This is a genomic window from Prevotella sp. HCN-7019, assembly GCF_037890215.1.
Lineage (GTDB): Bacteria > Bacteroidota > Bacteroidia > Bacteroidales > Bacteroidaceae > Prevotella.
The window spans coordinates 98764-110474 of sequence record NZ_JBBKBO010000006.1; the positions used below are offsets into that span (position 1 = coordinate 98764).

Here is an 11711-nt window from a genome sequence, read left to right on the forward strand (position 1 = left end):
ATTATCACGACATGACACAGCCACAGACAATATTGTCAGGAAAAGAAGAATATTATATTTTTGCATTGTCAGAACATCAATTTAACACCATAGGCAAGGAATACATATCTCAGCATTTTTCCAATAGAGATACTGATAACCGAAATCAGAACATTAGCCCTCATCAATCCAAGCATTATGGTGATAGCATCACCAAGCACAGGTATAAAAGCAAAGAATCCGACCCAGGCTCCACGGCCTGCCATAAAACGTTCTGCACGCGACAGGCTTTCTTTGCTTACATGCAAATAATGCTCTATCCAGTAAAGCTTGCCCAAACGGCCAATACCGTAATTCATCAAAGAACCGGCAACATTTCCTATCGTTCCATATACGACAAGGGGCCAAGGCTGCAGTCCTGCCGCCAAAAGACCGACCATAACAGCCTCACTACTGAATGGCAGAACACTTCCTGCGAGAAACGCAGATATAAGCATGCCCCAATATCCCCAGTTTATCAAAAAATCTATAAAGGCATCCATGCGCTGTACATTGTTATTAAAAAGACCGATAAGACGATAACAAAAAACAAAATATTTGTCAGTCTGGTCTTAGTGAATACAATAAAATGAGCAATAAGGGGTGAAGTATTAACAACCATTATTCCTATAAACTGCTCGTAGAGATTGGGCTGAAGCAATAATAATACCGCAACATAAATGCCTGTAACCGAAAATATTTCATAAAGCATTCGTGTACGTATCTTGTCCTTGTAGCTGTTTCGGTGAAAATGGATTATTCCTATAATCATAAGTAAGGCAAGCGCTGCAAAAACTATAATGCAACCATCTGTCAACACTGTATAGTCGAACAGCTTTCCAAAAACACCCAACTGACTGAAATGATCGGCAAGCAGACCTATTTGTCCTGTATATATATAATAACTGATCAAGAACCAATAAGGAAATATCAAGCCAAGGACAGACGCAAAGAATGTGCGTATGTTACCGGCAAGAACGTTTGTGAACAGCAAAATCCACATCAAAGGCACCAAAAAAAGCATATGAACAGACATTGTGCTTGCTATTCCAATCATCAGAAAAGCATAAAACACAAGTCCCATTGAGCTTTTATTCTGATAGGCGTGGAAAAAAAACATGTAGAAAGCAATGAAACACAACTGTGTCAAAGCCGATGTCAGCGGAAACCTCAATAGCGCCGACATCAGGAAAAGCATAATATAGGAACATGAAACCATTCGGCTGTACACACGAATAAGTGCATTGGAATTGTTCAACTCTACCATAAGATATGAAGATACAACCAATACTCCGAAATGCAGCCAAAGATTCTGTTCTATTAATCCGCATGCAATACTCATCAATAAGCCATATATGGCTGTGACAGGCAATGCGAAACGGCTTTCCGCAACTATGTTCTGTATTCTTTTTCTCGCCACGATGATATAATGGATTTATTGCACTTTCATTTTGCCGACATACAGCATACAACATCGGGCTTATAAATCATGCCCGATGTCTCTTCTGAAATACTTGTCTGTAAATGTGACAAGATGCGCTCCTTCAAACGATTTAGCCAAAGCCTCATCGCGGTTCTTACCATAAGAACATACTGCTATGACACGTCCGCCACTTGTCACAACATTACCATCTTTCATCTGTGTCCCTGCATGGAATAACACTGAATCCGATACTTTATCAAGTCCTTCGATGATGTATCCCTTCTGATATTTCTGAGGATAACCACCACTGACAAGCATCACACAAACAGCAGCACGTTCGTCAAACTCAATGGTTCTCTTGTCAAGATCGCCACTTGCCACTCCTTCAAACAAATCAACAATGTCACTCTTAAGTCTAAGCATGACACTTTCAGTCTCAGGATCACCCATACGGCAATTATATTCTATCACCATAGGTTCACCATCAACATTTATAAGGCCGAAGAATATGAATCCTTTATAGTCAATTCCTTCCTCTGCAAGACCATTTACGGTAGGACGTATTATACGGTTTTCAACCTTAGACATCCATTCCGATGTAGCAAAAGGCACCGGCGAAACACTTCCCATACCACCAGTATTAAGACCTGTATCGTGTTCTCCGATCCGCTTATAGTCTTTTGCTTCGGGAAGTATCTTGTAATTCTTACCATCTGTAAGAACAAAAACAGAACATTCTATACCACTGAGATACTCTTCGATAACAACTCTTGCAGAAGCATTGCCAAACATACCGGCAAGCATTTCCTTCAGTTCTTTTTTAGCCTCTTCCAGGGTAGGCAATATAAGAACGCCCTTACCGGCACACAGTCCGTCTGCTTTTAGTACATAAGGAGCTTTCAATGTCTCAAGAAAAGCCAGTCCTTCTTCCAATGTCTCACCGGTGAAAGTCTGGTATTTTGCAGTCGGAATATTATGTCGCTGCATGAATCCTTTTGCAAAATCCTTTGATCCTTCAAGTACGGCACCAGCCTTTGACGGTCCGATTACAGGAATGGCTGATGTGCGTGGATCATTTTTGAAATCGTCATAGATGCCTTTCACCAATGGATCTTCAGGACCAACAACAACCATATTTATATCATTTGCCAGAGAAAACTCCTTTAAAGCTTCAAAATCATCAGCCTTTATATCTACATTTTCTCCACAATTGGCAGTACCTGCATTGCCCGGAGCAATGAACAGTTTATTCACTTTCTCACTCTGTGCGATCTTCCATGCCAAAGCATGTTCGCGTCCGCCACTTCCAAGCAAAAGAATATTCATAAGCTATCTTTATTTGTTTATGTTGTTTGTCATTATATATCATATAACGGCAGACCATTACACATGGCTGCCGTATAGTGTTTATTTAAGATAATCCTCAAAATACTGTGTGATTCTTTCATGCAGATGCACACTCTGATGTCCTCGCATGTTGTGCGGTTCGCCAGGATAAACGAAGAAGTCTGGCTGTGTGCCTGCTGCGATACATGCCTGAAGGAATGCAAGACAGTTCTGCGGAACAACCACCGGATCATTCATACCAGTAATGATCTGAAGTTTTCCCTTAAGATTCTTTGCCTTATACAACAGGCTACTTTCCTTGTATCCTTCAGGGTTTGCCTGCGGAGTATCCATATAGCGTTCGCCATACATCACTTCATAATATTTCCAGTCGATAACCGGTCCACCGGCAACTCCCACCTTGAATACGTCCGGATATGTGGTCATAAGAGAGGTCGTCATAAATCCACCGAAACTCCATCCATGAACTCCGAGACGGTCTGCATCAACATAAGGTAATGTCTTAAGATAATCAACACCGCAGATCTGATCCTTCATCTCCTCAACTCCAAGATGTCTGAATGTGGCCTGCTCAAAATCACGTCCACGGTCTGACGATCCCCGATTGTCAAGAATGAATACGATGTAACCCTTCTGTGCCATGTATGTTTCCCATCCGCGGCTCCAGTAATGCCAACGAGCCTCAACATTTCTAACACCCGGTCCACCGTACACATAAACCACTGTAGGATATTTCTTTGACGGATCAAAATCAGCAGGCTTCACCATACGATAATACAAATCAGTAGTGCCGTCGGCAGCCTTTATTGTTCCCGAGGTAAACTGTGGCACGGCATATCCTTTCCAAGGATCGTCCGAAGTAAAATAGTTTACTCTCTTTGCCGTCTTTGTATCTATAATATCAATATTTCTCGGCACATCTGGTTCGGTGTAATTGTCAATGATAAGACTTCCTTTCGGTGAGAGAGCAAGTTTATGTCCGTCGCCACTGTTGGCATGACATCCCTTACCGTTATCAAGCAGTTTACGCTTTCCGCTGGCAATATTCACTGAATAAATATTGTTCTGTATCGGACTGCATTCAGTTGAAAGAATTATCGCAGACTTGTTCTTCACATCAAATCCCATCAATGCGAGCACCACCCACTTGCCACTTGTAAGCTGTTTCGGTTCGCCACCTTCTGTGCTGAAAAGATAAAGATGATTATATCCGTCACGCTCACTCTGGAGTATGAACTTACTGCTATCCCACGGCAAGAATGTCACTGGATTGACAGGATGCACATACTTGTCGTGATGTTCACGGTACAATGTCTTCACCTTATTTCCAATCTGGGCATCATAAACATCAAGACTTGCATCTGTCTGATCGCGATTCACCTCTATAAGATAAATCTGCTTGTTGTCCGGTGTCCATGCGATATTTGTGAAGTATCTGTCTTTCGGATTGCCGACGTTCAGATAAACGGTCTTACCTGTCTTAAGACTGTAAACACCAACTGTCACCTCATGGCTGGTCTCACCGGCCATAGGATATTTCTCCGGTTCGAGAGTGGCGATGCGTGTATCAATGCCAACCAACGGATAGTCGGTGACCATAGACTGGTCCATGCGGTAGAAAGCCAGACTCTGACCGTCGTTACTCCAGAACAAGCCCTTGTTGATACCGAACTCATTGCGGTGAACACTCTGTCCATACACAATATCTCTCGATCCGTCTGTCGTAAGCTGCGCGACCTTACCATCTTTGCCCACAACATAAAGGTTGTCGTTCTTTACATAGGCAAGCGTCTGTGAAGCAGCACTCCACTCCTCTGCCTGCATACCCTGACCGCTGACAAACTTAGCTACAACATTTTTGTTCTTCCAATCGACAAGAATTCTCATGCGTCCGTTTGAAAGCATGACAACAGTCTTGTCTGCATAAGGAAACTCTGCACTGTAAAGACTGCGTATCTTGCCGTCCTCTCCAAGACCACTTTTCTCGATTGCAGCATTTATGTCATCAAGAGTGAACAGCAGTTTCTCCTTGGCATTTTTAGGATTCACGACACTGCATTTGTCGTAATCGTCATGAACAAGAGTCTCCCCCCACCAGGAAGTGTACTTGTTCTTCGGCGTCATATTATAATAATTGTTTCCGCCAAAGTTCAAGTCTTCCAATGTGAACTGCTTCAGCTGTGCATATGTGTTACCAAAAAACATGCTGAAAAGAATCAATAACAAACTTGAAAACTTAATCTTCATCGCCAGATCTCCTCTTATAAAATTTGCCCATATCACGTTCCTCACGTTTACCGCCGCGTCCGAAATGCTTTCCGCCACGTTCTGCTTTCTTAAAATCGCGACGCGAAGGTTTTCTGTCACCGTCGGCCGAAGCGTCACGGTTTCTGCTCGCATTCTTGCGCTCCGGCGAATTCTTCATACGCTCTATGGAATAGAACTTAAACGAACGTATGTCAGCTGCCTCGTTCTCCTCTTCTTCATCTATGCGCTTCTTAAATTCACGATTCTTCTTAAAACGGTGTTTCTCAGCCATCTGTCTTTTTTCCTCGTCGCTCTTTACTATACCGCCTTCGGATCTGAATTCCTTCATTCTTCCGTCGAACATAGTGTATTTTCTGAACTCACATTCCAAAGAACCATTATAAACAGGAATCTTTATCGACGGTTTCAGACCAATCTGGTCAAAACACTCCTCACGATAACTCAGAACCCAAGCCTCGTTGTCTGTAAACTCATGCTTCAGACGCTCGCCAATCATTCTGTATGTAGCCAACAGGTTGGGTGTTGATATACGTTCGCCATAAGGCGGGTTTGTAACAATGATGCTCTTGTTCTGCGGTTTCTTGAAGTTTGCGAAATCTGCTTCGCTAACAGTTATATCATTTGTGAGGCCAGCAGCTCTCACATTGAGACGTGCAGTATTAACAGCCTTTATGTCAATGTCATATCCATAAATATGATGTTTGAACTCGCGTTCCTGCGAATCATCATTATAGATACGGTCAAACAGATCCTTGTCAAAGTCGCTCCACTTCTCAAAAGCGAACTCCTTACGGAATATACCAGGACTCATGTTGTGGGCAATGAGTGCAGCCTCAATGAGCAAAGTACCTGATCCACACATCGGATCAATGAAATCGCAGTCGCCGTTCCAACCTGTCATGAGTATCATTCCGGCAGCCAACACTTCATTGAGAGGAGCTTCCACCGATTCCTGTCTGTAACCTCTGCGATGCAAAGACTCACCGCTCGAGTCGAGCGACAGCGTAGCATTGTCTTCCGCAATATGTATGTTAAGACGGATGTCTGGATTGCTGACCGATATGTTCGGACGTGTTCCGGTGTTCTCACGGAACTGATCGACTATGGCATCCTTCACCTTATAGGTCACAAATCTGGAGTTTCTGAACTCCTCTGAATAAACGACCGAATCAACAGAAAAAGTCTTTCCCTTTTCTATGATCTTGCTCCAGTCGATCTTTTTCACCTCATTATATACATCATCAGCCGAACGGGCCTTGAAATGACTGATGGGTTTCAAAATACGGATAGCTGTATGCAGCTGGAAGTTTGCACGATACATCATCTCCTTGTCTCCTGTAAACGACACCATACGACGTCCTGTCTGAACGTTGTTGGCTCCCATCTGTATCAGTTCTTTTGCAAGAACAGGCTCAAGGCCCATAAACGTTTTGGCTATGAGTTCAAATTCGTTCATATCTGTTTTTTGTTGTTATGTTCTGTTTTATGTCTTGTTGTTATTATATCCTTCTATCCGAGTATGACAGGAGTCATGCCTTCCGTTCACATGTTCTGTATTTTTTTGTGTTCGGCATCATGTCTTCCGTTATCCACTCGTTGGCTCCCACCACACAGCCCTCGCCTATCGTCACACGTCCGAGAATGGTTGCGTTGGCGTATATCACGACGTTGTCTTCTATTATAGGATGACGCGGAATGCCTTTTATAGGATTGCCGTGCTCGTCGAGTGGGAAACTCTTTGCACCAAGCGTCACTCCCTGATATATCTTGACATTGTTTCCGATAATGCAGGTCGCACCTATCACCACACCGGTACCATGGTCTATTGTAAAATATTTGCCTATTGATGCGGCCGGATGTATATCGATACCTGTTTCCGAATGGGCCATCTCGGTAATTATTCGCGGTATGAGCGGCACACCGAGCAGATGCAGCTCGTGCGCCAAACGGTAGTTCACAAGTGTTTTGATGACAGGATAGCAAGATATCACTTCACCACAGCTTTCTGCCGCCGGGTCACCGTTGTATGCTGCCGTGACATCTGTTGCAAGCGTACTTCTTATTTCCGGCAGACGCGAGATGAGCTCCGCCGACAGTTCCTCAGCCTTCTCTGCCAGCGCCGTGAGGTCGCTAGGCTCATCCTCGCAGCAACAGTCGCTGAAACAAAGTCCGGCCTCGATCTGGTCGGAAAGCAGACGGTGGAAACGTTCTACATTCACACCTATATGATAACGAATGGTTTTTGAGTCGAATGAGGAATTTCCGTAATAACCAGGAAACAGTATTGCCCGTGCCAGTGATATGATTTCCTCGAGCACTTTGCCCGAAGGCAGCGGGTTGCCGTCACGATGGTGATGACAAATGCCCTTCAGCGACTCCGCTGCCGAAAGTCTGTCAACCGTCATGGTGAGCACATGAGTCAATTGTCCGTTACTCATTTCTTGCAATTATGTATCAACATTTCATATAAAGCCATGCGCCCAGAATCAAATTAAGACGACCTACCGTCCCATGGCTCAAAACAATTTTTTCCGCTACAAAATTAATAATAATTATCTGAAAACATAACACAAACATTAAATAAAAATATCGCGTACTTTCAAAAGCCGAAGTGCGGCAGGCGGCTCACATACAGGTGCGCCAGTGAGTGTAACAGAAAAGACACGTTTGTAACAGAATTGTAACATGTGTTTAAAAAACCTGTAATATGCCGAATATAAATTTGCAACCTGAAAAAACATATATGACATTTTTATAATTTGTATGGAAACAATTTATCTATGTATTGTTGTCTTTCTGCTATGTCTGGCAGTATTCGACCTTTTTGTGGGTGTCAGCAATGATGCCGTGAATTTTCTCAACAGTGCCGTCGGAGCCAAGGTGGCAAAATTCCGTACGGTACTGATCATCGCATCATTGGGAGTGGCTGTTGGTGCTGTCATGTCATCGGGAATGATGGACGTGGCCCGTCATGGAATCATGAGTCCAAACAACTATTCGTTCAACGAAGTGATGACCATTTTCCTGGCGGTCATGGTTACCGACGTAATCATTCTCGACATGTTCAACACATTGGGCATGCCTACTTCAACCACAGTATCTCTCGTATTCGAGCTTTTGGGAGGAACATTCATACTGGCCACCATAAAGATGATAGGCGACGGCTCTCTGAGCTACGGAGATCTGCTCAACACGGACAAAGCTCTGAGCGTCATCATAGCAATATTCGTCAGCGTTGCCATAGCATTCTTCTTCGGTATTCTGGTACAATGGATATCACGTATAATCTTCACATTCAATTATAAGAAGCACAGCCGCTACACAATAGCTATCTTCGGCGGCATAGCCTTCACCGCACTCGCCTACTTTATTTTCCTTAAAGGACTCGGCAAATCACATTATATAGACGCAAGCACACGTGACTGGATAACAGCCAACACCTCAATGCTGCTCGTATACACATTCATCGGTTCGACAATCGTCATGGAAGTGTTCCACCTGCTGCGCATCAACGTGTTCAAGTTTGTGGTTCTCATGGGTACTTTCGCACTGGCAATGGCATTCGCAGGCAACGACCTCGTGAACTTCATAGGTGTGCCTCTTGCCGGTCTCGACTCATACAACGACTACATGGCCAACGCCAACGGAACTGCACCTACCGCCTATCTCATGACTTCGCTCATGGAAAGTGCAGAGACTCCGCCTCTCTATCTTATTGCCGCAGGCGTGATAATGATTGTCGCTATGGCTACATCCAAGAAAGCACATAACGTGATAAAGACCAGCGTGGACCTGTCACGTCAGGATGAAGGAGACGAAATGTTCGGTACAAGCCGCGCAGCACGCAGCATAGTACGTGCCACACAGGATGCCGACTCAGTGATCAAGCAGTTCCTGCCACAAAGACTCAAACTCTGGATTGACAGCCGTTTCAACAAGAACGAGGCCGAACTGAGCGAAGGTGCCGCTTTCGATATCGTACGTGCAGCAGTGAACCTCGTACTGGCGTCAATGCTCATCACCATAGGTACAAACTACAAACTGCCGCTCTCTACAACTTACGTCACATTCATGGTGGCAATGGGTACAAGTCTTGCCGACCGCGCATGGAGCCGCGAGAGCGCTGTATTCCGTGTGACCGGAGTGCTGAGCGTTATCGGTGGATGGTTCATAACAGCCGGAGCAGCCTTCGCAGCATGTGCTATAGTATGTCTGCTCATGTTCTACGGCGGCATCATAGTACAGGTGGCATTCATGGCTCTTGTGATTTTCCTCCTCATACGCAGCAACCGTCAGTATGCAAAGAAGGAGAAAGAGAGCGGAAAGGGCGACATGTTCCGTCTGATGATGCGTTCACGCGATCCGGAAATAGTATTGGATCTGCTCAACAAACACGTGAGCAAGACTCAGAGTTTCGTTGCACGTTTCACTATCGAACAGTTCAACAAGATTATAGACGGACTTGAAAATGAGAAGCCGAGTCTGCTGCGCCACGTACAGCGCGAATTGAGAAGTGAAAAGGACGAGTTGAAGAAATACCGCCGTCAGGAGTTGCTCGCCCTGCGCCGCGTACCAAGTGATATTGCAATAGAACGCAACACATGGTTCCACCTCGGTATCAACTCTTCCGAACAGTACATCTACTGTCTGCGACGCATGCTCGAACCTATTAAGGAACATGTGGACAACAGCTTCAACCCGATACCGGAAGTGTTCGTCAACGAGTTCAGACCAATACGCGAAAAGATCAACGATCTGATGCAGCAGACCGAGAACATCATCTCCACAGGACAGTATGACAACTACCGCGAAGTGCTCGAGAGTGCCGACGCATGCAAGGATCTGCTCTCAAGCGTACGTAAGCAGCACATCAACCGCATACAGCAGAGTGATGACGAGAACTTCAAAGTATCGCTCGTATATCTGAACATTCTGCAGGAAAGCCAGCAGTTGCTCAGCAATATGCGCCATCAGCTCAGAGCAGCCAAGAAGTTCATTGTGAACTGACAATATCTGTATTGCAACATAAACCAGGCACGTCCGGAGTCGGTCAGACCGATTTCAGACGTGCTTTTTTATACACACACCACCGTGAATTACGGACTTATTTTATCCGTATGCATGTCATAAGAATACAAAGCATCACCCCAAAATTGTACTTTTATACACCACACAGTCGTCAATAGAACTGTATCCGGAAAAAGACGACAACCATACCCGAAGGCCCTTTTGCCAATACTGTACGGCCTCAACAATACAACAAACATGCGACAAGTAAATCCTACCGCTGCAAAATAGGCTTTATGGGCTTACGGAACAGCCCGTTTCAGGGTGCGAAACAGGCTGTTTTAGGGCATGAAATGGGCCGTTTCAGCCCCTCAAACAGGCTCTTTCGCAAGCCGAAAAAGCACATTCTGAATCAATACAGACACTGCGTCTTTTAGATAGACAAAGATAAAAAGCTGACAATCAGAAACTTACAACAATTAATATAGATTCTCATACAAACAGGAAAAAGTGAATGAGAACTGAAAAACCAGAATATTCCGCACCATAACATTCCGGAAAACAGTACAGAAAGTGCAAAACGTGGTCGCGCAAGACACATATTATGACATGCCGTATTTCTGACTATCAGAATAAAAGAAATCCGTGACACACCCTCTGGATGTATCACGGATATTTATTTCACAGTCTTTACGGCCACAACATATCGACGCGACCGCCAGACAATGGGTTGTTAAAAGAGTTTTGAAGGATAAACGCCTTCGTCGATGAGCGACTGAATCTTGTCTACAACAGACTGACGGTCGGCAGCATAAGTCACACCGAACCATTTGCTGGTTGTATCAAGCACCTTAACAGTAGCAGTATTCTCGTTGATGAGTTTGTTCACCATCAGCGGGATGAAGAACTCAGCCTTGAGGTTCTCCATGTTCTTCGGATCAGAAAGGAACTCCTTGAAGTAAGCCTCGCTGTGTTCGAAATAATCAGGAGTGAATCCCCACATGTTCATTGATACAGGTGTGTTGTCCTCAACAGCAACCCACTCACCCTGTTCGTCCTTGTAGCATACAGGACCATTCACACGCATTATCTCTGTGCGCTCCACTACAGTTGTGAGGTTTTCATCAGCATCTTTTGAGCAGATACCGCGTGCCACGGTACCGTTCTCAGACAGTGTGTTGCCTACACGGAAGCCCACCATAGCATACTTGTTTGTAGAACCCTCTGGCAGTTCGGAGAGGAACTTGCCTATCACCTGGAATGCATCACGGTTGTAGAAATCGTCGCAGTTGATAACGCAGAACGGTTCCTTGATGATGTCCTTGGCCATGAGCACGGCGTGGTTTGTACCCCACGGCTTAACACGACCCTCCGGCACTGAAAATCCTTCAGGCAGATCCTCGAGTGACTGGAAACAGAGTTCGGCCGGGATGTGGCCTTCATACTTGGAAAGAATCTTCTCTCGGAAGTCCTGCTCGAAATCCTTACGGATTACAAACACGATCTTGCCGAATCCGGCTTTGATGGCATCGTATATGGAATAATCCATGATTGTTTCACCATTCGGTCCTAAACCGTCCAGCTGTTTCAAACCACCGTAGCGGCTGCCCATACCAGCTGCAAGAAGTAATAATGTAGGCTTCATAAT

General features: G+C 44.8%; 8 protein-coding genes. 1 reads left to right on the forward strand and 7 read right to left on the reverse strand.

All coding sequences use genetic code 11. From position 1 onward, the window contains the following. Positions 1-68: 68 nt before the first annotated feature. From WKT13_RS09335 to WKT13_RS09360, 6 genes are all read right to left on the reverse strand, one after another. Positions 69-521 (reverse strand): YqaA family protein, encoded by a 453-nt coding sequence (locus tag WKT13_RS09335; RefSeq protein WP_298621016.1) that lies wholly within the window; start codon positions 519-521, stop codon positions 69-71. Beyond that, positions 506-1285, reverse strand: a complete 780-nt coding sequence (locus WKT13_RS09340; protein ID WP_340323672.1) for a hypothetical protein — start codon at positions 1283-1285, stop codon at positions 506-508. The genes WKT13_RS09335 and WKT13_RS09340 overlap by 16 nt, the downstream gene beginning before the upstream one ends. A gap of 213 nt (positions 1286-1498) precedes the next feature. Beyond that, positions 1499-2767, reverse strand: a complete 1269-nt coding sequence (gene purD / locus WKT13_RS09345; RefSeq protein ID WP_340323673.1) for a phosphoribosylamine--glycine ligase — start codon at positions 2765-2767, stop codon at positions 1499-1501. 81 nt (positions 2768-2848) lie between these two features. Continuing rightward, positions 2849-5035 carry a S9 family peptidase gene (locus tag WKT13_RS09350; protein WP_340323674.1) on the reverse strand — a complete coding sequence of 729 codons (2187 nt, stop codon included), beginning with the start codon at positions 5033-5035 and terminating at the stop codon, positions 2849-2851. After that, positions 5025-6512, reverse strand: a complete 1488-nt coding sequence (locus WKT13_RS09355) for a THUMP domain-containing class I SAM-dependent RNA methyltransferase (RefSeq protein WP_340323675.1) — start codon at positions 6510-6512, stop codon at positions 5025-5027. Before WKT13_RS09355 ends, WKT13_RS09350 begins: the two co-directional genes overlap by 11 nt. Positions 6513-6585: 73 nt before the next feature. Beyond that, complete coding sequence (locus WKT13_RS09360) at positions 6586-7494, reverse strand: serine O-acetyltransferase (RefSeq protein ID WP_340323676.1); 909 nt, start codon at positions 7492-7494, stop codon at positions 6586-6588. A 325-nt stretch (positions 7495-7819) separates the two neighbouring features. Between WKT13_RS09360 and WKT13_RS09365 the strand changes: the two genes are divergently transcribed. Further along, on the forward strand, positions 7820-10063 hold the full coding sequence (locus WKT13_RS09365) for an inorganic phosphate transporter (RefSeq protein WP_340323677.1): 2244 nt from the start codon (positions 7820-7822) through the stop codon (positions 10061-10063). 733 nt (positions 10064-10796) lie between these two features. Here WKT13_RS09365 and WKT13_RS09370 read toward each other — a convergent pair. Continuing rightward, complete coding sequence (locus tag WKT13_RS09370; RefSeq protein ID WP_298621003.1) at positions 10797-11708, reverse strand: nucleotidyltransferase; 912 nt, start codon at positions 11706-11708, stop codon at positions 10797-10799. Positions 11709-11711 lie beyond the last annotated feature (3 nt).

Excerpts from the sequence above, each read along its gene's own strand:
- WKT13_RS09350 (WP_340323674.1), bottom strand. The coding sequence starts at position 5,035 with ATGAAGATTAAGTTTTCAAGTTTGTTATTGATTCTTTTCAGCATGTTT.
- WKT13_RS09365 (WP_340323677.1), top strand. The coding sequence starts at position 7,820 with ATGGAAACAATTTATCTATGTATTGTTGTCTTTCTGCTATGTCTGGCA.
- WKT13_RS09360 (WP_340323676.1), bottom strand. The coding sequence starts at position 7,494 with ATGAGTAACGGACAATTGACTCATGTGCTCACCATGACGGTTGACAGA.
- WKT13_RS09370 (WP_298621003.1), bottom strand. The coding sequence starts at position 11,708 with ATGAAGCCTACATTATTACTTCTTGCAGCTGGTATGGGCAGCCGCTAC.
- purD (WP_340323673.1), bottom strand. The coding sequence starts at position 2,767 with ATGAATATTCTTTTGCTTGGAAGTGGCGGACGCGAACATGCTTTGGCA.
- WKT13_RS09335 (WP_298621016.1), bottom strand. The coding sequence starts at position 521 with ATGGATGCCTTTATAGATTTTTTGATAAACTGGGGATATTGGGGCATG.
- WKT13_RS09355 (WP_340323675.1), bottom strand. The coding sequence starts at position 6,512 with ATGAACGAATTTGAACTCATAGCCAAAACGTTTATGGGCCTTGAGCCT.
- WKT13_RS09340 (WP_340323672.1), bottom strand. The coding sequence starts at position 1,285 with ATGGTAGAGTTGAACAATTCCAATGCACTTATTCGTGTGTACAGCCGA.